The sequence below is a fragment of the Pseudomonas sp. Pme6b genome (assembly GCF_058129925.1).
Genome location: NZ_CM176704.1, coordinates 619,158 through 642,892 on the forward strand (window position 1 = coordinate 619,158; position 23,735 = coordinate 642,892).

19 protein-coding genes and 1 riboswitch are annotated in these 23,735 nt (G+C 59.8%); of the genes, 12 read left to right on the top strand and 7 right to left on the bottom strand.

Annotation, left to right across the window (positions count from 1 at the left end):
- Positions 1-185: 185 nt before the first annotated feature.
- The 7 genes from AC4ANE_RS02750 to AC4ANE_RS02780 are packed head-to-tail and all read left to right on the top strand — an operon-like array spanning position 186 to position 8,310.
- Complete coding sequence (locus AC4ANE_RS02750; RefSeq protein WP_002551776.1) at positions 186-1,943, top strand: carbamoyltransferase family protein; 1,758 nt, start codon at positions 186-188, stop codon at positions 1,941-1,943.
- Positions 1,927-3,057 (top strand): glycosyltransferase, encoded by a 1,131-nt coding sequence (locus AC4ANE_RS02755; RefSeq protein ID WP_002551777.1) that lies wholly within the window; start codon positions 1,927-1,929, stop codon positions 3,055-3,057. Before AC4ANE_RS02750 ends, AC4ANE_RS02755 begins: the two co-directional genes overlap by 17 nt.
- Positions 3,057-3,953, top strand: coding sequence for an antimicrobial resistance protein Mig-14 (locus AC4ANE_RS02760; protein WP_002551778.1), 897 nt, complete (start codon positions 3,057-3,059; stop codon positions 3,951-3,953). Before AC4ANE_RS02755 ends, AC4ANE_RS02760 begins: the two co-directional genes overlap by 1 nt.
- On the top strand, positions 3,950-5,359 hold the full coding sequence (locus AC4ANE_RS02765; RefSeq protein WP_031594755.1) for a PIG-L family deacetylase: 1,410 nt from the start codon (positions 3,950-3,952) through the stop codon (positions 5,357-5,359). The genes AC4ANE_RS02760 and AC4ANE_RS02765 overlap by 4 nt, the downstream gene beginning before the upstream one ends.
- Before the next feature lie 30 nt (positions 5,360-5,389).
- Positions 5,390-6,346: a glycosyltransferase family protein gene (locus tag AC4ANE_RS02770; protein WP_002551780.1), complete on the top strand. Its 957-nt coding sequence runs from the start codon at positions 5,390-5,392 to the stop codon at positions 6,344-6,346.
- 31 nt (positions 6,347-6,377) lie between these two features.
- Positions 6,378-7,151, top strand: coding sequence for a glycosyltransferase family 2 protein (locus AC4ANE_RS02775; protein ID WP_019742285.1), 774 nt, complete (start codon positions 6,378-6,380; stop codon positions 7,149-7,151).
- Positions 7,141-8,310 (top strand): O-antigen ligase family protein, encoded by a 1,170-nt coding sequence (locus AC4ANE_RS02780; RefSeq protein WP_002551782.1) that lies wholly within the window; start codon positions 7,141-7,143, stop codon positions 8,308-8,310. Before AC4ANE_RS02775 ends, AC4ANE_RS02780 begins: the two co-directional genes overlap by 11 nt.
- 45 nt (positions 8,311-8,355) lie before the next feature.
- Here the strand turns inward: AC4ANE_RS02780 and AC4ANE_RS02785 are convergent, their stop codons facing one another.
- Entirely contained in the window at positions 8,356-8,994 is a 639-nt protein-coding gene (locus AC4ANE_RS02785; protein WP_002551783.1) for a BUD32 family EKC/KEOPS complex subunit, read from the bottom strand.
- 178 nt (positions 8,995-9,172) lie between these two features.
- Here AC4ANE_RS02785 and msbA point away from each other — a divergent pair, with 178 nt between their 5' ends.
- Together msbA and hldE are read left to right on the top strand one after the other, a co-directional pair.
- Entirely contained in the window at positions 9,173-10,975 is a 1,803-nt protein-coding gene (gene msbA, locus AC4ANE_RS02790; RefSeq protein WP_002551784.1) for a lipid A export permease/ATP-binding protein MsbA, read from the top strand.
- Between the two features lie 127 nt (positions 10,976-11,102).
- A complete protein-coding gene (gene hldE, locus AC4ANE_RS02795) occupies positions 11,103-12,527 on the top strand; it encodes a bifunctional D-glycero-beta-D-manno-heptose-7-phosphate kinase/D-glycero-beta-D-manno-heptose 1-phosphate adenylyltransferase HldE (RefSeq protein ID WP_002551785.1) in 1,425 nt (474 codons plus the stop codon).
- A gap of 47 nt (positions 12,528-12,574) precedes the next feature.
- Here the strand turns inward: hldE and AC4ANE_RS02800 are convergent, their stop codons facing one another.
- The 4 genes from AC4ANE_RS02800 to AC4ANE_RS02815 are packed head-to-tail and all read right to left on the bottom strand — an operon-like array spanning position 12,575 to position 15,936.
- A complete protein-coding gene (locus AC4ANE_RS02800; RefSeq protein WP_002551786.1) occupies positions 12,575-13,531 on the bottom strand; it encodes a hypothetical protein in 957 nt (318 codons plus the stop codon).
- A 36-nt stretch (positions 13,532-13,567) separates the two neighbouring features.
- A complete protein-coding gene (locus tag AC4ANE_RS02805; RefSeq protein ID WP_002551787.1) occupies positions 13,568-14,383 on the bottom strand; it encodes an aldo/keto reductase in 816 nt (271 codons plus the stop codon).
- The gene (locus AC4ANE_RS02810) at positions 14,380-15,555 is read right to left on the bottom strand and encodes an NAD(P)/FAD-dependent oxidoreductase (RefSeq protein WP_002551788.1); all 1,176 of its coding nucleotides are present in this window, start codon (positions 15,553-15,555) and stop codon (positions 14,380-14,382) included. Before AC4ANE_RS02810 ends, AC4ANE_RS02805 begins: the two co-directional genes overlap by 4 nt.
- A gap of 48 nt (positions 15,556-15,603) precedes the next feature.
- Positions 15,604-15,936, bottom strand: coding sequence for an SMR family transporter (locus AC4ANE_RS02815; protein ID WP_002551789.1), 333 nt, complete (start codon positions 15,934-15,936; stop codon positions 15,604-15,606).
- A 69-nt stretch (positions 15,937-16,005) separates the two neighbouring features.
- Between AC4ANE_RS02815 and waaA the strand changes: the two genes are divergently transcribed.
- Positions 16,006-17,286, top strand: a complete 1,281-nt coding sequence (waaA, locus tag AC4ANE_RS02820) for a lipid IV(A) 3-deoxy-D-manno-octulosonic acid transferase (RefSeq protein ID WP_002551790.1) — start codon at positions 16,006-16,008, stop codon at positions 17,284-17,286.
- A 191-nt stretch (positions 17,287-17,477) separates the two neighbouring features.
- On the opposite strand, the gene AC4ANE_RS02825 is transcribed toward waaA, so the two are convergent.
- On the bottom strand, positions 17,478-18,917 hold the full coding sequence (locus AC4ANE_RS02825; protein WP_002551791.1) for a TolC family outer membrane protein: 1,440 nt from the start codon (positions 18,915-18,917) through the stop codon (positions 17,478-17,480).
- A gap of 162 nt (positions 18,918-19,079) precedes the next feature.
- Positions 19,080-19,184: riboswitch (TPP riboswitch) on the top strand.
- Between the two features lie 156 nt (positions 19,185-19,340).
- Between AC4ANE_RS02825 and thiC the strand changes: the two genes are divergently transcribed.
- Both thiC and cytX read left to right on the top strand, forming a co-directional pair.
- Positions 19,341-21,230 (top strand): phosphomethylpyrimidine synthase ThiC, encoded by a 1,890-nt coding sequence (gene thiC / locus AC4ANE_RS02830; protein WP_005731099.1) that lies wholly within the window; start codon positions 19,341-19,343, stop codon positions 21,228-21,230.
- A gap of 295 nt (positions 21,231-21,525) precedes the next feature.
- Positions 21,526-22,815, top strand: a complete 1,290-nt coding sequence (gene cytX, locus AC4ANE_RS02835) for a putative hydroxymethylpyrimidine transporter CytX (protein ID WP_002551793.1) — start codon at positions 21,526-21,528, stop codon at positions 22,813-22,815.
- On the opposite strand, the gene AC4ANE_RS02840 is transcribed toward cytX, so the two are convergent.
- Positions 22,784-23,530, bottom strand: a complete 747-nt coding sequence (locus tag AC4ANE_RS02840) for an RsiV family protein (protein ID WP_004654549.1) — start codon at positions 23,528-23,530, stop codon at positions 22,784-22,786. The two genes, cytX and AC4ANE_RS02840, sit on opposite strands and share 32 nt — an antisense overlap.
- Between the last annotated feature and the right edge of the window lie 205 nt (positions 23,531-23,735).

Genomic DNA, 23,735 nt, shown 5'->3' on the forward strand with positions numbered 1-23,735 from the left:
TGCTGAGAAAGAGATGTTTCCTACGCCGTCTGGCGGGCATCCCCGATGACATTTCAGCGCGTCGAGCCAATCCTTGGTCATTACGTTATAATCCCGCCCTTTAGCTGCCCTCAGCCCGCTGTGCGGGGGCACACCTTTTCTCGGGCGCAATGCGCCTGCATGCAGACTAAAGAGGCTAGACCCTAGTGGCATTGACGATCCTTGGCCTGTCCGGCGCCCTTAGCCATGATCCTTCCGCAGCGCTTTATATCGACGGCAAGCTGATAGCAGCGGCTGAAGAAGAGCGCTTCGTTCGTGACAAACACGCGAAGAACCGCATGCCCTACGAGTCGGCGAAGTTCTGTCTGGAACAGGCAGGCATCAAGCCTTCGGACGTCGACGTGGTTGCAATTCCGTTCGCCCCCATCAGCCTGTTCGGCAAGGCCCGCTGGCACTACGCCAAGCGCTACTGGTACGCGCCGGATCGCGCCCTTGATGCGTTGCTGATGGGCAACCGCCGCTATAAGCGCTACCGCAACAAGATCGTCTGGTGCCTCGAGCAACTGGGCTTCGATCCGAAAAAGATCAAGATCGAGCCGGTCGAGCATCACCTGGCCCACGCATCCAGCGCCTACCACTGCTCCGGTTTCACCGAGAAAACCGCGATCATGGGCATCGACGGCAAGGGTGAGTACGCCACGACCTTCTTCGGCTATGGCGAAAACGGCAAGATCCACAAGATCAAGGAATTCTTCGATCCGGACTCGCTGGGCGGCCTGTATGGCGCTATCACCGAATTCCTCGGTTTCGAGATGCTCGACGGCGAATTCAAGGTGATGGGCATGGCACCGTACGGCGATGCCAGCAAGTATGATTTTTCGCGTCTGGCCACGTTCGAGAACGGCGAGCTGATCATCAATACCGAGCTGGCCAATGTCATTGGCCTGCGTCGCTATAAAGAGAACGGCAAGGGCTTCTACTTCTCGCCGAAGCTGATCGAGTGGCTCGGCCCGAAACGCGTTGGCGACGTAGCCGACGAGCCCTACATTCACTATGCCGCGAGCATGCAGGCACTGTTCGAAAAGCTCGCGTTGCAGATGATGGATCACTACCTGGGTGACATCCTCAAGGAGACCGGCAAGATCGCTTTCGCCGGTGGCTGTGCGCTGAACGTCAAGCTCAACCAGCGCATCATTGCCCGTCCTGAAGTCAAGGAACTGTTCGTGCAGCCTGCGTCCGGCGATGCTGGTACGGCGGTCGGTGCCGCGGCTTATGTGTCCCACGCTCGCGGTGTGCCGGTCGAGAAGATGGAACACGTCTACCTTGGCCCGGCGTACAGCAACGAAGACGTGATCGCAGCCTGTGCCCGTCACCCGAGCAAGCCGGTCTGGCGTCAGATCGACAATACGCCACAGCGGATTGCCGAAATCATGGTCAAGGGCAACCCGGTCGCCTGGTTCCAGGGACGCATGGAGTTCGGTCCGCGTGCGCTGGGTGGTCGCTCGATCATCGGTTGCCCGAGCGTTACCGGGGTAGCCGACCGTATCAACCATCAGATCAAGTTCCGCGAGCGCTGGAGGCCTTTCTGCCCGTCGATGCTCGACACCGTCGCGCCGCAGATGATCAAGATCGATCACCCGGCACCGTTCATGACCTTCACTTTCGAAGTGGCGGAAGAGTGGAAAACCCGTGTTCCGGAAGTCGTCCATGAAGACGGCACTTCCCGTGCCCAGGTGCTCAAGCGCGAATACAACCCGCGCTACTACGACATGATGAAGGCGCTGGAAGAACTGACCGGCAATGGCGTTTCCCTGAACACCTCGCTCAACCGCCGTGGCGAACCGATGATCTGTTCGCCGACCGATGCGCTGAACATGTTCTTCGGCTCGGACCTCGAGTACCTGATCATGGAAGACATTCTGGTGGTCAAAGAGGGCGTCGAGGCTTATGACACGCTCGGCTGATCGTCACGTACTGCAGTTCTGTCACGGCTATGATGGGCCGTTTCTGGACTGCGCACGGCAATACGCCAGCCTGTTCGCCGGCAAGGGTTATCGGGTGACGACGGTGTTTCTGACCGGTGCCGCCGATCCGGATGTCGTCGCTGACTGCGGTTCGGACGAAGTGCTGTTCATGGAATACAGCTCCAGCGCCATTCGTGGCCTGAAGCTGGGTGCCATCCGTGACCTGCGCAAAATTGCCGCGACGCGCTCGTTCAGCTTTTGCATCGCGCACCGCTTCAAGCCGGTGTACATCGCCCTGTTGGCGACGAAGCTGCCGGTGATCGGTGTGCATCATGCGTTCGGCGATTATCACCGGCGCAGTCGCAAGCTGTTCGCCAACCTGTTTCGCAAGCGCCTGAGCCTGCTCGGTGTTTCCGATGCGGTCCGCGACGACATGCGCAGCAGCCTGCCCAAGTGGCCGGCCGACCGCATTCAGACGTTGTACAACCGGATCGACGTCGAGCAACTGCAGGGCAGTCAGTTTTCCGCTGAAGATGCCCGCGCAGAGCTGGGCCTGTCTGCCTCGGCGTGGATCGTCGCCAACGTCGGTCGCCTGCATCCGGACAAGGATCAGGCCACGCTGTTGCGCGGTTTTGCCGAGGCTCTGCCCAATCTTCCCGAGAACAGCCAGCTGGTGATTCTCGGCAAGGGCCGCCTGGAAGAAAACCTCAAGGCGCTTGCGCTGGAGCTGGGCATTGGTCCGCACGTGCTGTTTCTTGGGCAGGTGCCTGACGCCCGCCGCTACTTCAAGGCGTTCGATGTATTCGCCCTGAGCTCTGACCACGAGCCGTTCGGCATGGTCCTGCTGGAGGCGATGGTGGCTGGTGTGCCATTGGTTGCAACGTCCTGCGGCGGCGCGAAGGAAGTGGTCGAAGACGTGGGTCTGCTGTTCCCGCTGGGTGATGTTCACAGCCTGGCGCACGGCCTGGTACACATGGCCGGTCTTGACGCCGAGCAGCGTCAGGACTGCGCCGAGCGCATGTTGCTGCGTTTGCGCGAACGCTTTTCCGATCATGCTGTGCGCGATGTCTTCTGGCGGCTGCCGCAAGTCTCCAGCCTGACGGCGGGGGCCTGATGCTCAATCGATTCAAAGGCTGGCGCGAGCGTGGCTGGGTGCAGATCGACGCGGCTGCTTACGAGCAGGCATGGCAACGGTTGGGTGGCAGCGTAGCCACTCATCCGCTGGTCGTTGCGCGCCTGTCGGCGTTTTCCGGTATTGCTGTGCGTTATCTGGCCTGGGAGCAGGGCGGCGAAGTAAAGGCAGCGATTGCCACCTGGGGGCGTTCGCTGGCGCTGTCCAAGGACGAACTCAAGCGTCACGGCAAGAAAGGCCTGTTCGACCTGGGCAACGCCGAGCTGATTTTGCCGGTGGCCGATGACATTCAGGTCCCGGTCCGCCATCGTGCCCGCTATGTGTCTGCGCTCAACGAGGGCCGCATCAGCACCTTCAGGCCGCAGACCGAATCGCTGGCGATGGCGCGTACGCCCGAAGAACTGTCCAAGAAATTTCGTTACAACCAGCGTCGTGAACTTCGCTTGCTGGAGGAGGCTGGCGGCACGGTAAGACCTGTCAGCGAGTTCAGCAGCGCCGAGCTGGCGAGTATGTATTGCGATCTGTTTCAGCGTCGCTGGGGCTTTGAGGCCACCGGTGCCCGGCACAAGGCCGAGGTCATCGAATTGCTGCGTGAACTGCTGATCGGTTCGGTGGTGTTTCTCAACGATGCGCCGATTGCCATTCAACTGGTGTATCGCGTCGAAGCGCCGCAGTGGGTCAGCATCGAGTACGTCAACGGCGGTGTCGATCCCGAAACCCGGGACTTCAGCCCCGGCAGCGTGCTGAGTTTCGTCAATACCCAGTCCGCCTGGGAGAACGCCCGCGCCTTGGGCAAATCACTGCGTTTTTCCTTTGGTCGTGCCGACCGCGAGTACAAGGACCGATGGTGCAACCCCGTTCCGGTGTTCCAGATTTGAGTCGCAAGCAACAGTTGCTCAAGCGCCATCGCCGTAACAAGCGGCTGGCGTTACTGGGTGGCCTGCTGCTGTTGATTGCCATCGGCTTGTTGACGTTCTGGTGGCTGGTGCCGCTCGTGGCTGTTTGCGCATGGGTCGCCCATGAAGCCTGGTTTGCCGATCATCTGTTTTATTCACCCGCCGACGACTATCAGTACAGTTTTCCGGCCGACAGCGAAGTACCAAGCGTCCGCCTGGACGGTGGCACGTTGCTGATCGACCCCGCCGTGCAACTGAACGGCGACGAAACATTGATACTGGCACTGACAGTAAAAAGCACTTGGCTGGGACGTTTTCTCGACCCGGTGGTGGAGTTGCAGGGGCAGGCCTTGAGTGACCGGCAGGCCTTCGAGCGTGGCGTTTGCGGCGTGCGTTATCTGAACCTGACCGGGCTTGGCGAGCCGCTTGCTGCGGGTGCCCTGCAACTGCGCGGACGTTTCTGTTGTCTTGCTGGTACGCCGCGCCTCTGGCTGTTTCGTCAGGCGGATGCGCGAAAGCAGCGTGTCATGGTCATCGCACCGCATGCCGACGATGCCGAGCTCGCCGCGTTCGGGCTTTACAGCCAGGCCGAGGAAGCCTGGATTGTCACGCTGACCGCCGGTGAGATCGAGGCTGAACATTATCGCCAGATGGGCATGCAGCGCGCCGAAGCTGCGCGCATGAAAGGCCGGTTGCGGGCCTGGGACAGCATCGCCGTCGCACGTTGGGGCGGTGTGCCTGAGTCTCAGTGTGTGCAGTTGGGTTATTTCTGCCTGCAGTTACCCGCCATGCAGGCCGCGCCGGATACGCCGGTCGCTTCGCGTGAGGCGGATCTGACCGATACGCGGTTGTTTCGCCAGTTCAATACGCTACCATTGCCCGGCGATGACGGCCTGCCGACCTGGAATAACCTGCTCGCCGACCTGCGTGCACTGGTCCTCAAGGCCAGGCCGCAGGTTATTGTCATGCCGCACCCGGCCATCGATCCGCATCCCGACCATATCTGTGCCCAGGCAGCCGTGCGTGAAGCGCTGGCCGGTCTTGAATGGCAGCCAGACGTGGTGCTCGGTTACGCCAACCACTTGCACGACAACGACCGTTGGCCAATGGGCGATGCCTACAGTGGCATCAGCCTGCCGCCGGTATTCGATGCCAGTCTGCCGCTGGTACCGTACAGCCTGCACTTATCGGTTGCGGCCCAACGCGACAAGGCAATGGCGCTGGGTATGATGCATGACCTGTTGCCGCCGATGCCGTTCAAACGCCGTGTGCGCCGTACGTTGCAACGCGTTCTGGCCGGTCGCCACTGGCCGGCAGAAGGCGAAAACGAATTCTTCCGCAAAGCTGTGCGACGACACGAGTTGTTCTGGCGCAGCCGTGACATCTGATTCAGCAGGCGCAGTACTGCAAGGAAAACCATGAAAGTTCTACTTCTGGTCCAGAAAGAGCAGCGTGCGATTCTGGACCGTCTCTATGACGGCATCGCGGCACACTGCGAATGCGATGTGCGCTGGCTGAGTTCCGCGGAGCAACGCAACCTGCGTGGCTATTTCCGCCGCGAAGTGGACGTCAGCCGTTATGACCGGATCGTGTTTTTCCTGCGCTTCAAGCAGGAAGTGCGTCAGGTCGGGTTCATCCGCACGATTCCCAACCTGGTCATCCTTGAACACGATGCCTACCAGAACTACATTCCTTGCAAATACACCGGCAAGTTCAGTGCGCACTATCGCAAGCTGCCTTGGGCGCGGGTGATCTGCTCGGGGTTCATGGTCAGCGAGCGCCTGCGCCAGGAAGGCTTCGACGCGGTGTTCGTGCCCAAGGGCTATGACCAGAGCCTGCTGCAATTGCAGGCGCGTGAGCGTGACATCGAACTGGCGTTCGTGGGCAGCACCAACAGTGTGGCCTACAGCGGCCGCAAGGCGTTGCTGGATGAGTTGGGGCAGGTCGAGAATCTGCTCGTCACGCGTACCAAGTCCGGGGAAGAGTATTGCGACACCCTTAACCGCATCCGCTTTTTCGTCAGTGCCGATGTCGGCATGGGCGAGTACATGATCAAGAATTTCGAGGCCATGGCCTGCGGTTGCGTGCTGCTGGCCTTTGATCAGGGCGCTGAAGAAAACCGCGCGCTGGGCTTTGTCGACATGCACAACATCGTGCTCTATCGCGACATTCCCCAGCTTCGTGAAAAGCTGGCGATGTTGCGCGAGAACACCCTGCTGGCCAGCGAAATATCCTGTAATGGGCAGACTTTGGTCGAAGAACGCTTTACATTCCATGCCCTTGGAAAAGCCATCGTGGACGCAATGCATTCGCCGCTGCGCAGCATGCCGGCGATGAGCTGGCTCGATCGTCTGCGGTCACGGTTGGGATGGTAAGGAATTATGAATATTCAATGATTGGGAACGAATGATGGTATTCAGCGAAAACAGCGACATTACGCTGGTTGTCACCAGTTGTGGTCGGTTCGACCTGTTGAAGCGCACTCTGGAAACGTTCGACCATTTCAACACTGCGCCCATACGCCATGTGCTGATTACCGAAGACTCCGGCGATGCCCGGGTCCAGGCGTGCATTCCCGAGCACTGGCACCCGCATACGCGCTTCATCATCAACAACCCCAAGCTGGGGCAGATGCGCTCTGTCGATGCGGCCTATTCGCTGATCGAAACGTCCTGGGTGTTCCATTGCGAAGACGACTGGGATTTCTACCGCCCGCACTTCATCGAAGAGTCGATGACGCTGCTGGAACACGACCCTCAGGCCTTGCAGGTCTGGTTGCGCAGCTACAATCATGATCTGCGTATCCACAGCCCTTACGTTTACCTGAACGAGCGTGAAGTGTTCGAAGGTATCCCGTTTTACAAGCTGGGCTCGCACAAGCCGGAGTGGCAGGGTTTTTCCTTCAATCCCGGGCTGCGCCGCCTGGCTGATTACCAGCAGCATGCGCCGTATGCCGAGCATGGTGGCGAGAAGAAACTTTCACAATTATTCGCGTCGCAAAACCGTTACGCTCTGATTCTGGAAAATGATGCCGTATTGCACACCGGGTTCGGTGAGCATGTGGTGGTGCCGCAGGAGCGGCTCGACAAACAGCGTCGCAAGCGTCGTGATCGCGTCAAGCTGATCATCGCTGTGCTTGCTGGTCTGGTAACAGGTTGGTTGCTCAATAATGTCAGTTGACCGAATCACAATCCCCAGCAACAAAGTACAGACGTATTTCACCGTAGCGATTGTTGTCTTCCTGCTGAGTTTCATTCTTAACCCGTCAGCCAAGATCACCAACAATCTGTTTTACGCATTCACCGCCTTGCCGGGCTTGTTCTTCTTGATCAAGTACCGCGGCGCCGGGGTGTTTGCAGAGCCGCTGGGCATAGCCTGGGCTGTATTCATGGCGTGTTTTCTGGTGCCGGCGCTGCAAGCGCAGGAGTTCCAGTATTACAAGCATATTGTCTACGTCAGCCTGTTTGTCTTTGTCGTGGCCGGTATTACGGAAAACGGTTTCTTCCGGCGCGGTTTGTTCGTGCGCGGCATGTTCTGGGCCATCTGCCTGTACATTCTGCTCAGCAGCATTTACAGCTGGGTAACCGGGAAATTCGAGTTCGGTCAGCGTGTGGCCATTCTTCCGGGGCGTATGGAGAATGTGATCTACACCAGCGCATGGCTGGTTTGCAGCCTTGCCCTGGCACTGCCGCTATGGGCCAGAGAGCGGCGCTGGATTGAAGCGGTGTCTGCAGTTCTTGTTACCCTGGTGTTAACGGCTTTCGTCGTCCAGACCCGCACCGCGCTGGTGGGCGCAGCCTTCCTGTTTGCCATGTGCGCAGCGTATTCGCTTTACCGCTTTCCGCTGCGCACAGCAGTGGCCTTGGTGGTGACAGGCGTTGTGGCTGCCATAGGCTTCTGGCTTGTGAAAGATGAGCAGTGGGTCGCTCTGCTGATGGTCAGAGGCGACTCCTATCGCGTCGAGCTGTTTGAAATCATGACCGGTGAATGGCGTCGCTGCGGCTGGGTGCTGGGTTGTGGTGTCGATTTTTATACCACCCAGACTCTAACGGGCGGTATGCCCATCCAGCATCCACACAACATTTTCGTGTCGCTGGGGCTGTACACCGGCGCGGCTTCGCTGGTGATGTTTCTGGTCGTGATGGCGATGACGCTGTGGAACACCTTGCGCAACGGTGATGCCTGGGGCCTTTACCTGGCCTGTGCGCTGTTGATGCTCAACTTTGACGGTGGCCAGCTGGTCGGTAACCCGGATGAGCTTTGGGTGCTGGTATTGTTACCGGCAACGATGGTGCTGGGCCGTATTGTGCAGGCGCATCGGCTCCGGCAGCAGCAGTAAGATAAAAAATGGCCGCTTTGAAAGCGGCCATTTTTTATGAAAGTGTTACTGAATAGCCTGAACCAGTTCGCTCGTGTCGCACAGGCTCTGAGCGCTCATGTAGCCATCGAGGAAGGCCGGGTTGCCGTTGTCCAGCAGCCATTGGCGATCTTCCTGATAGCGCAACATGTGCTTGAAGTTGCGCAGGCGCAGGCTTTTACGCAATGCGCGGCGGTAGGTTTTCATGTCGGCAATGTCGATCAGGCCGAGGGTGCCTTCCGGTGTGAGGATAACGTTGCCCAGATGGGCCGAGCGAAAGTAGATGCCCTTTTCATGCAGGTGGGCAATGAAGCTTCCCAGTTGCCTGCGCAGCTTGTCGTCGGCCACCGCACTGCCCAATAGCTGGCGCAGGGTGAAGCCTGCCAGCGGATCATAATGCACGGCATCGCGCTCGATTTCGGCGATGCGGCTTACCGAGCGTATGCGCGGGCAGGGAATGCCGCGTTTGATCAGCGTTTCACAGTTGTCTGCGAAGCGTTGGGCATAGGGATACCAGGCTGCCGAGCTGACAAGGCGTTTGCGTCGAAACAATTTCAACATGGAGCCGTCACGCAGACGTAGTACTTTGTCGCCCGTGCCATCGGCTTCAAGCACTTCGGCACCTTGAACCAGATCAAGGTAATGGGCGTGGTCAAGCGCTTGCATCGATACTCCGGTTTTTACGCCCCAAGGGCTACTGGTCGTCATACAGAAGCCGGATTTGCAGGCTTCAAGCAGCGGTCAGAAACCCTTGGGAATGGACGAGCCGCCTATGTTACCGCAGCAGGCAGCCGCGAAAACTGCTGTGATACAATTCGGCCTCTTTTTAATACGACGGATTCTCATGACAACCTCCGAATCGTCCTCGACTTCCAGCGTGAAAATCTATTTCCGTCTGTTGTCTTATGTGCGTCCGTATGTGGGCATCTTCCTGCTCAGCATCATTGGTTTCGTGATCTTCGCCTCGACCCAGCCAATGCTTGCCGGCATCCTGAAATACTTCGTCGATGGCCTGACCAATCCTGAAGCCGTGCTGTTCCCCAATGTGCCTTATCTGCGTGAGCTGCAACTGTTGCAGGCAGTGCCGTTGCTGATCGTTCTGATCGCCGCATGGCAGGGGCTTGGCTCTTTCCTGGGTAACTACTTCCTGGCCAAGGTGTCTCTCGGGTTGGTCCATGACCTGCGGGTGGAGCTGTTCAACAAGTTGCTGGTACTGCCCAATCGTTACTTCGATACGACCAACTCCGGCCACCTGATTTCGCGTATCACATTCAACGTCACGATGGTCACCGGTGCCGCCACCGATGCCATCAAAGTGGTGATTCGTGAAGGTCTGACCGTGGTTTTCCTGTTCATCTATCTGTTGATGATGAACTGGAAGCTGACCCTGGTCATGCTCGCCATCCTGCCGCTGATTGCCGTCATGGTCGGCAGTGCGAGCAAGAAATTCCGCAAGCAGAGCAAGAAGATTCAGGTAGCGATGGGCGATGTTACGCACGTTGCCTCGGAAACCATTCAGGGCTATCGCGTGGTACGCAGCTTCGGTGGCGAGTCCTACGAACAGAACCGCTTCGCTCAGGCCAGTGACAGCAATACGCGCAAACAACTGCGCATGACCAAAACCGGTGCCATCTACACACCGATGCTGCAACTGGTGATCTACAGCGCCATGGCGGTGTTGATGTTTCTGGTGCTGTTCCTGCGAGGCGATGCTACCGCGGGCGATCTGGTTGCCTATATCACTGCTGCCGGTCTGCTGCCCAAGCCGATTCGCCAGCTGTCGGAAGTCAGTTCGACGATCCAGAAAGGCGTCGCTGGGGCCGAGAGCATCTTCGAACAACTGGACGTGGAAGAAGAAGTCGATACCGGCACGATCGAGCGTGATCGCGTGGCCGGCCACCTGGAGGTGAAGAACCTCAGCTTCTTCTACCCGCAGACCGAGCGTCAGGTGTTGAACGACATCAGTTTCTCCGCAGCGCCTGGGCAGATGATTGCGCTGGTAGGCCGTTCCGGCAGCGGTAAATCGACCCTGGCCAATCTGATACCGCGTTTTTACGGGCACGAGATGGGCAACATCCTGCTCGATGGCGTTGAAGTCAATGATTACCGCCTGCGCAACCTGCGCAGGCACATCGCCCAGGTCAACCAGAACGTCACGCTGTTCAACGACACGATCGCCAACAACATTGCCTATGGCGATCTGGCAGGTGCTCCACGTGCCGACATCGAAGCGGCCGCCGCCGATGCCTATGCCAAAGAGTTCATCGACCAGTTGCCGCAGGGGTTCGATACTCAGGTGGGCGAAAACGGCGTGCTGCTGTCCGGTGGTCAGCGGCAGCGTCTGGCCATTGCTCGCGCACTGCTTAAAAACGCACCGCTGCTGATCCTCGACGAAGCTACGTCGGCGCTCGACACCGAGTCCGAACGCCACATCCAGGCGGCCCTGGATCACGTCATGAAGGGCCGAACCACGCTAGTCATCGCTCACCGCCTTTCGACCATCGAAAAGGCCGACATGATTCTGGTCATGGACGCCGGGCAGATCGTCGAGCGCGGCACGCATACCGAGCTGTTGGCACAGAACGGCTATTACGCCCGTCTGCATGCCATGGGTCTGGACGAGCCGGCACCTGTCGGGGCAGTCTGACCTCGCTCTCACCGGGCGGGCCCCTGCGGCCTGCCTGCCTTCGGGCGGTGTGATTCAACAGCCTGTCGGTTATAAACCCCTGTGCTAAGATTCCGCCCCTGTCTATTTTTAAAGTACGGGTAGTTCCATGAAGTTATCCATGCCGCGCTTTGATCAGGCCCCTGTCCTGGTGGTTGGCGATGTGATGCTCGACAGATACTGGCATGGCGGCACCTCGCGTATTTCCCCTGAAGCGCCGGTGCCTGTGGTCAAGGTCGATCAAATCGAAGACCGTCCGGGCGGCGCTGCCAACGTGGCCTTGAACATCGCTGCACTGGGCGCACCGGCTTCGCTGGTCGGTGTGACGGGTGACGACGAGGCCGCAGAAAGTCTGGCCAACAGCCTGAAAGCAGCGGGTGTGCTGGCGCGTTTTCAGCGCATTGCCAATCAGCCCACTATCGTCAAGCTGCGTGTTATCAGTCGCCATCAGCAGCTACTGCGTATCGACTTCGAAGAGGCGTTCAATACTGACCCGCTGGCACTGAGTGCAGAGGTCTACAGCCTGCTGGATGGCATCAAGGTGCTGGTCCTGTCCGATTACGGCAAGGGCGCGCTGAGAAACCATCAGGCACTGATTCAGGCTGCCCGCAAACGCGGAATCCCGGTGTTGGCTGATCCCAAGGGCAAGGATTTCACGATTTATCGCGGTGCCAGCCTGATTACGCCGAACCTCAGCGAATTCGAAGCCATCGTAGGGCATTGTGAAGACGAGGCACAGCTGGTCACCAAAGGCGCGCAGCTGATGCAGGAGCTTGACCTGGGCGCTCTGCTGGTGACCCGTGGTGAACATGGCATGACCCTGCTGCGTCCTGATCAGCAGGCGCTGCATCTGCCAGCCCGCGCTCGCGAAGTGTTCGATGTGACCGGCGCCGGTGACACGGTAATTTCCACTCTCGCAGCAGCGATTGCTGCGGGCGAGGAACTGCCGCATGCGGTGGCGCTGGCCAATCTGGCAGCAGGCATTGTGGTCGGCAAGCTGGGTACAGCAGCCATCAGCGCCCCGGAACTGCGCCGCGCCATTCAGCGTGAAGAAGGTTCCGAGCGCGGCGTGCTGGGGCTGGAGCAACTATTGCTGGCGGTCGATGATGCGCGCGCGCACAAAGAGAAAATCGTCTTCACCAATGGCTGCTTCGACATCCTCCACGCGGGTCATGTGACCTACCTGGAGCAGGCGCGCGCGCAGGGTGATCGTCTGATCGTTGCCGTCAACGATGATGCGTCTGTCAGCCGCCTGAAAGGGCCGGGCCGTCCGATCAACAGTGTCGACCGGCGTATGGCCGTGCTGGCAGGGTTGGGTGCAGTGGACTGGGTGATCAGCTTCCCTGAAGGCACCCCTGAAAATCTGCTGAGTCACGTCAAACCGGACGTACTGGTAAAGGGCGGTGATTACGGCGTTGACCAGGTGGTCGGTGCCGATATCGTCCAGGCGTACGGTGGCGATGTGCGTGTGTTGGGGCTGGTGGAAAACAGCTCGACTACGGCAATTGTCGAGAAGATCCGCGGGCAGGGATAGTTTTTAGCTGCAAGCCGTAAGCCAAGGCAAATCAAAAGGCTTGAGGCTCATAGCTTGCCGCTCATGGCGTGCAGCAGCTCACGGGCTTTTCCGGTCAGGCGTTTCAGTCCTGACTTCTTCGCCGGTGGGGCCATGCCCTGCTGGCGTAGCCAGTCTTTCCAGCGAATTCGTTCCTCACGCACGATCCAGCCATCCTGCGCGGCGAAACTTTCGGCCAGGTACAGCCCTCGGGTGCCAGCCGGAATCAGTTTGTCGCGCTTGAGCGTGTACAGCTCGGGCAGCGGCACTCCATTTTCCAGCGGCATCAGGTACAGGTCGGGTTTGCTGCGGTTGAGGCGGGCGACCAGTTGATCGTTTTCAAGCACTTCATCGACATGGAAAAGGCTGACCGGGCGCGCTTCCTTGGGGATTTCCAGGCGCATGTCGTAAATCAGCTGCAAGGACGCGGTGGGTAAATGCACATAAGCCCGTGGGCGTTCCAGCAGTGTCAGGCTGCCGCTTCGCACCGGCCGCGCTGCGCCGGAGAGCGGGCTCAGACGAAAGGGCATGGCCTCGCGATAATGCAGCGCAGCGGCATATGGCGCAGGCAGCCAGGTCTCTTTGAACAGTCCACTCAGCCAGCCCTGAGGCGTTTCGATCATGCACTCTTCGGCCACTTCCTGAATGGCGGTATGCAGTGGCAGGGTCAGTTCGTGGGCCGGCACATAACCCGAGATCAGCTTGAGTACGACGTCGCCACGGTCCTGGCGACGCTGGCGAACCAGCACCCAGTAATCGCGATTCTGCCAGCTGACGGTAAGGCGAACGGACACCCCCAGATTGGCAAGCTCGGTGGAGAAACGTTCGGTGTCTGGCACGTCGATCTTGCGCCGCCGCTGCAAGGTCTGCGCGAAGTTCATCGGCATGCCGATGCTCTGGTAGCTCAGGCCTTCCGGCGTGGCCTCGACAAACAGCGGCAGGGTCTTGAAGTTGCTGGGGTTCTTGCGGATCAGTGTTCGCGGCATAACGGCTCCTTCTTGCGTTGGGGTCGGCCGCCTCAATCAGGCTTGACGGCAAATCACGGCAGCGGCAGTTGCAACGTTGTGCGCCAGGTGCAACGGATTGATGGTGCCGACAATAGCACTGGCTACCGCCGGATGTTTAAACAGTAGCTGAAAACTGGCCTGCACCGGGTCTGTGCCCGGCGTCAGACAGACATGACCGCTGGCCAGCGCTTTCTTCACCAGGATGCCTTTGCCGTGGGCGGCAGCGTAATCCAGCACCGGTTTCTCGCCTTGCTCGTTGAGGTTGTAGGTGACCATCGCACAATCCCCCTCGCGCAATGCCAACAGGCCGCCTTCGACCGTCTTGCCGGAAAAGCCGAAGCCGCGAACCTTGCCTTCGCGCTTGAGGTCGGCGAGGGTCTGATACACCTCGGCCTCGTTGAGGATCGCCAGGTCGTTGCCGTCCGAATGCACCAGCACCAGATCGAGAAAATCGGTTTCAAGTCGTTTCAGGCTACGCTCGACCGATTTGCGGGTGTGCTCAGCGCTGAAGTCATGGCTCGACTGACCGTTGTCGAATTCTTCGCCGACCTTGCTGACAATCACCCAGTCCTGGCGCTGACCGCGCAGCAGCGGTCCCAGGCGCTCTTCGCTGGTGCCATAGGCGGGTGCAGTGTCGATCAGGTTGATGCCCATGTCGCGGGCCATGCGCAGCAGCATCTGCGCCTGCTGGTCATCGGGAATCTTGAAGCCGCTGGGGTATTTGACGCCTTGGTCGCGGCCCAGCTTGACGGTGCCCAGGCCAAGGGGCGATACGCTCAGGCCGCTATTGCCCAGCGGGCGATGCAGGTCGTGCAGGGTTTTCAGGCTCATGGCAGCAGCTCATCCCAGACAGGTATGGCCATCGGCGGCCTTGGTACATCAACCAGTGGTGACTGCGGTGTCGGATGGATGCCATCTCTCGAAAGCTGCGACAGAACCCGGTCAGCGAAGTCCGGAGCCAGTGCCAGTTTGGTCGGCCAGCCAACCATCAGGCGACGCTGGCTGTCGAGAAAGGCGTTGTCTGGCCGCACCAGCCCCGACTGGGCAGGCTCGGCGCGGTCCACGCGCAGGGTCGCCCATTGTGCCTGACTCAGGTCGACCCACGGCAGCAGGGCTTCAAGCTCCTTGCGGGCGACGGCGATCTGCGCGTCCGGCTCGCGCACCACGCCCTCGGCCTCAGCCAGATCGCCACCCAGGTACCACACGCACTGGCCGTCAGCCGCAGGGTGGGTGGTAACCGTGATGCGCGGCTTGGGACCGCCACCCAGGCAGTGGGCGAACAGCGGTTTCAGGGTCGGGCCCTTGACCAGCACCATGTGCAACGGGCGGCGCTGCATCTGCGGTTGCGATACGCCAAGTGCATTGAGCAGGTCGGCGTTGCCACCGCCAGCACTGAGTACGATGCGCTGGGCATGAATATCGCGCCCATCGACGCGCAGCCCGACCAGCTCATCGCCCTCGTACAGCGGCTCAACATTCTGACCGGCCAGCAGGCTGTCACCGGCCAGCTCGGCGAGTCGCTCGATCAGGCTCGGCACATCGACCACCAGTTCCGCGAGACGATAGACCTTGCCCTTGAATTTGGGGTTTTGCAGTGCGGGCGGTAATTGCTCGCCCTTGACCTGATCCACACGGCCGCGCACCGCCTTGCTGGCGAAGAAGCTGGTGAGATTGCCGGCGATGGTGCCTGGCGACCACAAGTAGTGGGCCTCGGACAGCAGGCGTACACCGGACAGGTCCAGCTCGCCTTTGCCATCGAGAGCTTCACGCCAGCGGCGCGGCATATCGGCGATGGCCTCGGAGGCACCGGAAAGCGCGCCGTGCAGCGCGTACTTGGCACCGCCGTGGATGATCCCCTGAGACTTGAGGCTTTGCCCGCCACCCAGGCTGGCGCTTTCTACCAGCACTGTCGAGAACCCTTGACGACGCAACCGGGCGTTGAGCCATAGACCGGCTACGCCAGCCCCGACAATCAGCACGTCAGTGGAAATAACCGATGGCATGAGCACCTCAGTGAGCAAAAAGTACAAGCATTATAAAGGATCGGCTTTTCAATGCCCGGCGGTTTTCGAGAACAGCTGGATGACGGCTACGCCAGCCACAATCATGCCCATGCCCAACAACGCGGGCAGGTCGAGTTTCTGGCCGTAGATGAAGAACGCCGCAATGCTCACCATGACAATGCCCATGCCCGACCAGATGGCGTAGGTGATGCCGACCGGGATCGTGCGCATCACCAGAATCAGCATCCAGAATGCAATCGCATAACCAGTGATCAGCAGCAACAACGGCAGGGGAGTGCTGAACCCTTTCACGGCTTTCATGGAGGTGGTGGCGATGACTTCCGCGCAAACGGCGATAGCCAGCAGGTAATAAGCGTTCATGGTGCATTCCTTTTTGTCAGGCTGCGCATTCTAGCGACTTGTGATGGCGGGCTGATAAACTCCGCGCCCATGAATAGAACCCTTTATACCCTACTGTTTCATCTCGGCCTGCCACTGGTTGCCCTGCGCCTGTGGTTACGTGCGCGCAAGGCTCCGGCATATCGCCAACGTATCGGCGAGCGGTTCGCCAGCGGCCTGCCTGCCATGCAGCGCGGTGGTATCTGGGTGCATGCGGTGTCAGTGGGCGAAAGCATCGCGGCCGCGCCGATGATTCGCGCGCTGCTGCTGCAATACCCCCAACTGCCGATCACTGTGACTTGCATGACGCCCACAGGTTCGGAACGAATCATGGCGCTGTTCGCCAGCGAACCGCGCATTCAGCATTGCTACCTGCCGTATGACTTGCCTTGGGCGGCAGGGCGTTTTCTCGATCATGTGCAGCCCCGGCTGGGCATCATCATGGAAACCGAGCTGTGGCCCAACCACATCCACCAATGCGCCCTGCGCGGGATCCCCGTGGTGCTCGCCAATGCGCGGCTTTCGGAGCGCTCGGCGAGGGGCTACGCACGTTTTGCCAAGCTTGCCCGGCCGATGCTGGCGCAAATGGCCTGGTTCGCGGTGCAGACAGAAGTCGAGGCGCAGCGCTTTCGTGATCTGGGCGCGCGTCCCGAGTGCGTTGCAGTGACCGGTTCGATCAAGTTCGACCTGAGTATTGACCCGCAATTGCTGGAACGTGCCGCGCACTTGCGTGAGCAATGGCAGGCGACGCAGCGTCCGGTATGGATCGCCGCCAGCACCCATGCAGGCGAGGATGAAAGCGTTCTTTCAGCTCATCGCACGTTATTGACGAGCCATCCTGATGCGCTGCTGATCCTGGTGCCGCGTCATCCCGAGCGTTTCGACAGCGTGCATGCGCTGTGTCAGCAGCAGGGTTTTGCGACGGTTCGGCGCTCATCCGCGCAGGCTGTCACGCCGGACGTCTCGGTGCTGATGGGCGATACCATGGGCGAATTGCTGTTTCTCTATGCGCTGGCGGATATCGCTTTTGTGGGCGGCAGCCTGGTGCCTAACGGCGGCCACAACCTGCTGGAGCCTGCTGCGCTGGCCAAACCGGTGCTCAGCGGCCCGCACCTGTTCAACTTCCTCGAGATTGCCGCCATGCTGCGCACTGCCGGTGCGTTGCAAGAGGTCAGCGATGCGACCACGCTGGCCGCCGCCGTGCAGGGGCTTTTCGACCAGCCACAGCAGGCTCGCAGCATGGCCGATGCAGGGCTGGCTGTGATGAAGGCCAATCAGGGCGCGCTGCAACGCCTGCTCGACGGGATCGGGCGGTTGATGGGCAGGCGCTGAGTCGGAGGACGCGGAGCGTCCAGAACTGCATGCCGACGCAGAGCGTCGGCACGATAGTTGAGCTCGTCCAGACGCCTATCGTTCCTCACGCTCCAGCGTGGGAATGCCTTGGGTGACGCTCCGCGTCACAAATCTGCGTCGCGCTGCATGACTTGAAGTCGGGCGCAGAGCATCCAGATCGGTCAGCAATCTCAGCGCTTTGCAGGTCGCTCGAAGTTCTTCTGCGCGGCGGTTGCCAGGTCGGGCGGAAGGAAGTCCTTGTCCGGGTTGTAGTCAGCCTTCAGGTAGCGTGACAGATCCTGCAGGTCGCCCGGGCTCAGGGTGCCGGCTGCCTGCTTGAGGCGCAGGTTGTCGAGGATGTAGTCATAGCGCGTGTTGTTGTAGTCACGCACCGAGGCATACAACTGGCGCTGCGCATCCAGCACGTCGACGATGTTGCGGGTGCCCACCTGATAACCGATTTCGGTGGCTTCCAGCGCGCTCTGGTTGGAGATGATCGACTGTTTGCGGGCCTGGACCTGCTCGACATCGGTATTCACCGCCCGGTGCAGATTACGCGTGTTTTCCACCACCTGACGACGCAGGCTTTCACGGCGTTGCTCGCTCTGGCTCAGGCGCGCATAGGCTTCGCGTACCTGTGAACTGGTCAGGCCACCGCTGTAGATCGGGATATTCAACTGCACACCAATACTGCGCTGCTCGACGTCGCCGCCATAATTGCGCCCGGTGTAGTTAGGGTTGCTGAAACCCAGTGCGTCGTTGTCGCCACGCTGATAAGTCGCCACGGCATCGAGTGTCGGGGCATGCCCGGCCTTGCGCTGACGCAGGGTCTCCTCGGCAGCGTTGACGGCGTAGTTACTGGCCAGCAGGTTGAGGTTCTGTTGTGCTGCGGTGTCGACCCAGGCCTTGGCATCGTTCGGCGTTGGCGCCAGCACAGGCAAGGTATGCACGATGCCTTCGATGGAGTTGTATTCCCGATTGGTCAGCGTCACCAGGGCTTGAAACGCATCATCCACCTGGCGCTTGGCGAGAATCCTGCTGGCACGCGAGGTGTCGTAGCTGGCCTGCGCCTGCAACACGTCGGTCTTGTCCGACAGGCCGACATCGAAACGCTCGTTGGCCTGATCGAGCTGGCGTTTGAACGCTGCCTCCTCGGCCTTGGTCGAGGCCAGATTGTCCTGGGCGCGCAGCACGCTGAAATAGCTTTGTGCCGCTTGCAGGATCAGGTTCTGCTCGGTAGCCGACAGCTCGAGTGCCGCCTGCTCGTTGCTCGCCTCGGCGGCCTGCAACTGGAACCAGCGGTCGGCACGGAAGATCGGCTGGCTCAGGGTGGCTTGATAGACGTTACCGCTACGGGTGGCCACGGCTCTTGGCTGGTCGATACTGGTGCGGGTATTGTTGCTTTGTGCGCTGCCGGAAATGTTCGGCAGCAAACCGGCGCGGGCCTGCGGTACGGCTTCCTTGCGGGCATCGTAATCGGCGCGGGATGCCGCAAGGTCGGCATTGTTGTCCACCGCCTGCTGATAGACATTCAGCAGACCTGTCTGGGTCGGCAGTGGCACATCGGCTGCCCACGTCAGGCCGCTGGACGCAAACGAAACGGCCACAACCAACGAAAGTTTGCGCAGCATGAGGCATTCCCTGTTCATGAAGAAAGTAATCACGGTTTTAAGCGAAACCGGGTTAGCGAGTGTAGAGCCAGACTCTTTTAGCAACAATCGGCGATTTGCGCCATTTATCGAGCCCTGTGCAAATAGGCTGGCATTGCGACCGCGCCCCGGCATAGACTGATCGCGTTCTTGTCGGGGTGCCTTGCTATGAGGCTGAGATCGGTTAAACCGGATCCCGTTGAACCTGATCAGGTTAGCGCCTGCGTAGGGAACAAGATTTCTCGTCTCCCGGCGAGTCCTCTTGAGTATCGTCCGGGGTCGATTGTTCAAAAAATGAACAGCGTACGTCTCCTTTCGATACTCAGCACCAGCACTGGTGCACCCGTCCGTCACGTCAGGTCACTCCGACAATAAATCCGCAACCGGATGTCTGGAGAGCCCGTGATGAGTACAACACTAAAAAACGCAGCCCATTTGAGCGAGTCGGCACAAGTCGATTCCGGATCGGTACAGCCGTTTACCCGTTCGCAGAAAATCTACGTTCAGGGCTCACGCCCGGACATCCGCGTGCCGATGCGCGAAATCACTCTGGACGTCACACCGACTGACTTCGGCGGCGAGATCAACGCGCCGGTCACGGTCTATGACACCTCCGGCCCGTACACCGACCCCAACGTGATCATCGACGTGCGTAAAGGCCTGGCGGATGTTCGCTCGCCGTGGATCGACTCGCGCAATGACACCGAGCGTCTGCCCGGCCTGAGTTCCAACTTCGGCCAGCAACGCCTGAGCGACGCCGAACTGACTGCGCTGCGCTTTGCTCATGTGCGCAACCCGCGCCGGGCCAAGGCGGGGGCCAACGTCAGCCAGATGCACTATGCGCGTCAGGGCATCATTACCGCCGAGATGGAATACGTTGCCATCCGCGAAAACATGAAGCTTCAGGAAGCCCGTGCCGCTGGCCTGCTGACCCAGCAGCATGCGGGGCACAGCTTCGGCGCGAGCATCCCGAAGGAAATTACTGCCGAGTTCGTGCGCGAAGAGATCGCCCGTGGTCGCGCGATCATCCCGGCCAACATCAACCACGTCGAACTGGAACCGATGATTATCGGCCGTAACTTTCTGGTGAAGATCAACGGCAACATCGGTAACAGCGCGCTGGGATCTTCCATCGAAGAAGAAGTCGCCAAGCTGACCTGGGGCATTCGCTGGGGTTCTGACACGGTCATGGACCTGTCTACCGGCAAGCATATTCATGAAACCCGTGAATGGATCATCCGCAACTCGCCGGTGCCGATCGGCACTGTGCCGATCTATCAGGCTCTGGAAAAAGTCGGCGGTGCGGCCGAGGACCTGACCTGGGAGCTGTTCCGCGACACACTGATCGAGCAGGCCGAGCAGGGCGTTGATTACTTCACCATCCACGCCGGTGTGTTGCTGCGTTATGTACCGCTGACCGCCAAACGTGTGACCGGGATTGTCAGCCGTGGTGGTTCAATCATGGCCAAGTGGTGCCTGGCGCATCATCAGGAAAACTTCCTGTACACCCATTTCGAAGACATTTGCGAAATCATGAAGGCTTATGACGTCAGCTTCTCGCTGGGCGATGGTTTGCGTCCTGGCTCGATTGCCGACGCCAACGATGCGGCGCAGTTCGGTGAGCTGGAAACCTTGGGTGAACTGACCAAGATCGCCTGGAAGCACGACGTGCAGACCATGATCGAAGGCCCCGGTCATGTGCCGATGCAGTTGATCAAGGAAAACATGGACAAGCAGCTGGAATGCTGCGACGAAGCGCCGTTTTACACTCTGGGCCCGCTGACCACCGATATTGCGCCGGGGTATGACCACATCACGTCGGGCATCGGTGCCGCGATGATTGGCTGGTTCGGTTGCGCCATGCTGTGCTACGTCACGCCCAAAGAGCACCTGGGGCTGCCGAATAAGGATGACGTGAAGACCGGGATCATCACCTACAAGATCGCTGCCCACGCAGCGGACCTTGCCAAAGGCCATCCAGGGGCGCAGATCCGTGATAACGCCTTGAGCAAGGCGCGTTTCGAGTTCCGCTGGGAAGACCAGTTCAACCTTGGCCTGGACCCGGACACCGCACGCTCTTATCACGACGAAACCCTGCCCAAGGACTCGGCCAAGGTCGCGCATTTCTGTTCCATGTGCGGGCCGAAATTCTGCTCGATGAAAATCACTCAGGAAGTACGCGAGTACGCCGCCAACCAGCGGATCGAAGCAGTCGACGTCGATGTCGCCAAAGGCCTGGCCGAGCAGGCCGAGCGCTTCAAGCAGGAAGGCAGCCAGTTGTACAAGAAGGTGTAGAAAGCGGTACGTGCACGACAGAACACCGCTAGCGGTTATCGCTACGCTCCAGCATTGGGCTTTACGACTCGGAGCGTCGCACGATAGTTGCGATTATCGTTCCGCACGCTCCAGCGTGGGAATGCAGGTCTCGACGCTCTGCGTCGTCAAGAGGACGCAGAGCGTCCAGAACGGCATGCGACGCAGAGCGCCGCACGATAATTGCGATGATCCCACGCTCTGCGTGGTAGCGCTGTTCTGGAAGCTCCGCGTCCGATCCCGAATCACCGATCAACACCCCACACGAGACACCAACGTGAACACACCTGGCACCTATTCTCCCGACACCCCCATCCCTGCCAGCCAGCGGGTATTCGGTGGGCGGGATCTGTTCTCCCTGTGGTTTTCCCTCGGCATCGGTTTGATGGTGCTGCAAACCGGGGCCTTGCTGGCGCCGGGGCTGGGCATGTCCGGCTCGATGCTGGCGATTTTCCTCGGCACGCTGGTGGGCGTTTTACTGCTCGCCAGTGTCGGCGTGATCGGCAGTGACACCGGTTTGTCTTCCATGGCAGCCCTCAAACTCAGCCTGGGCAGCAAAGGCGCATCGCTGCCCACAGTGTTGAACCTGCTGCAACTGATCGGTTGGGGTTCGTTCGAGATCATCGTCATGCGCGACGCCGCCAGTCTGTTGGGCGATCGGGCTTTTTCGCAGGGCAGTCTGTGGACCAGCCCGCTGCTCTGGACGCTGTTTTTTGGAGCGCTGGCCACTCTGCTGGCGGTCAGCGGACCATTGACCTTCGTGCGCCGATTCTTGCGCAAGTGGGGGATCTGGATACTGCTGGCCGCGTGTTCATGGCTGACCTGGAACCTGCTGACCAAGGCTGATCTGGCAGCGCTGTGGGCGACATCCGGGGACGGTTCACTGCCGTTTGCTTCGGGGTTCGACATTGCCATCGCCATGCCGCTGTCCTGGCTGCCGCTCATTGCCGACTACTCGCGCTTCGGCCAACGTGCGAAAAGTGTCTTCGGCGGCACGGCTGCAGGCTTTTTCATCGGTAACTTCTGGCTGATGAGTCTGGGCGTTGCCTATACGTTGGCGTTCGCGCCGAGCGGTGAGGTCAATGCCTTGCTGCTGGCGCTGGCCGGCGCAGGTCTGGGTATCCCGTTGCTGCTGATTCTGCTGGATGAGACGGAAAATGCGTTCGCCGATATTCATTCGGCGGCGGTATCGAGTGCTTTGCTGTCACGTATCAAGGTCGAGCACCTGGCATTGACCATCGGCGTGATCTGCACGCTGATCGCCTGTCTGGCACCGCTGGCCCAGTACCAGAACTTTCTGCTGCTGATCGGCTCGGTGTTTGCGCCGCTGTTCGGCGTGGTGCTGGTCGACCATTTCATCCTGCGTCGTCGCAGTGGTCAGGTAGTAGAGGGCGGTTTGCGCTGGATGAGTCTGCTGGCGTGGCTGGGCGGGCTCAGCACCTATCACCTGCTGGCTGGCTTTTACCCGAATGTCGGTGCAACACTGCCAGCGCTCGTTGTCGCTGGCGTGTTGCAGCTGTTGATCGGCGGTGCGATCAACCGCGACCGGGGAACAGTTCCGGCTTGAGGATGCCGTTGAGCTGAGGGTAAGGAATCTTCAGCTCGATGTGACCCATCGAATATGGCGCAATGGTATCCACCGAGTACTTGAGGATCACCGCGCCGTAGGTCAGCGCGATGTGTGGCGTGCGCTTGAACGGCCAAGTCTTCATGAACTCGCTGTCTTCATTCATCTTGGTCGAGACCAGCCAGCCCTGGTGGGCCAGTTGGGCCTTCTGCCAGAATTCGCTTTCCTTGCCCGGAATGATCATGTCGGCCAGCGTCAGAACTTTCTGCTGCTGACGCGAATAGTTGATGAACGCCCGGCCAGGGTTGCCGTGGGCACCACCGGTATCCAGGTAGCTGGACAGTTCGACAACCACGATACCGTCATGCTGCTCGCGTACCTTGGCTTGCAGATAACTGCTGTTGCGGCCCTGGGCCTGGCTCAGGAACTGTTCCTGATAGGCTTTGATAGACGCAGGCGGCGAGGCGCTGCTGTCAGCAACGGTCAGTTGCAGCAAGGTCTTCTGGACGATGGCGTCCAATCGCGGCTCATCGGGAAAATGCACGGTATCGATGTTCACCAGCGGGCAGTCCGCCGTGGTGCAGCCTGGCTTGATCAGCTCGGAGGCATCGCGCTGGACCTGCAGCGGTGTGCGCATGTTGGGCGTGAAGAGGCTTTGGCAGGCGCCGAGCAACAGGGCCAGGCAAGCCAGTGAAGTGATCCTCAATAACGACATGTTGATCCTTGGCAGTGTCAGTAAAGGCGGTTGCGTTGTGCGTATGCAGGCTGGTTGGACTGTAAACAACGTCTTCGGTTCGATCATGGCAGATTAGAATTGTTTTAAGTCCCGGCCGTCTACCCTGCATCTTCAAGGGGGCTGCATCTTAACGTCGATGCGCGTTAGGATGGCCCGATGTCAAAAACGGCGGCAAGCGAGAAAC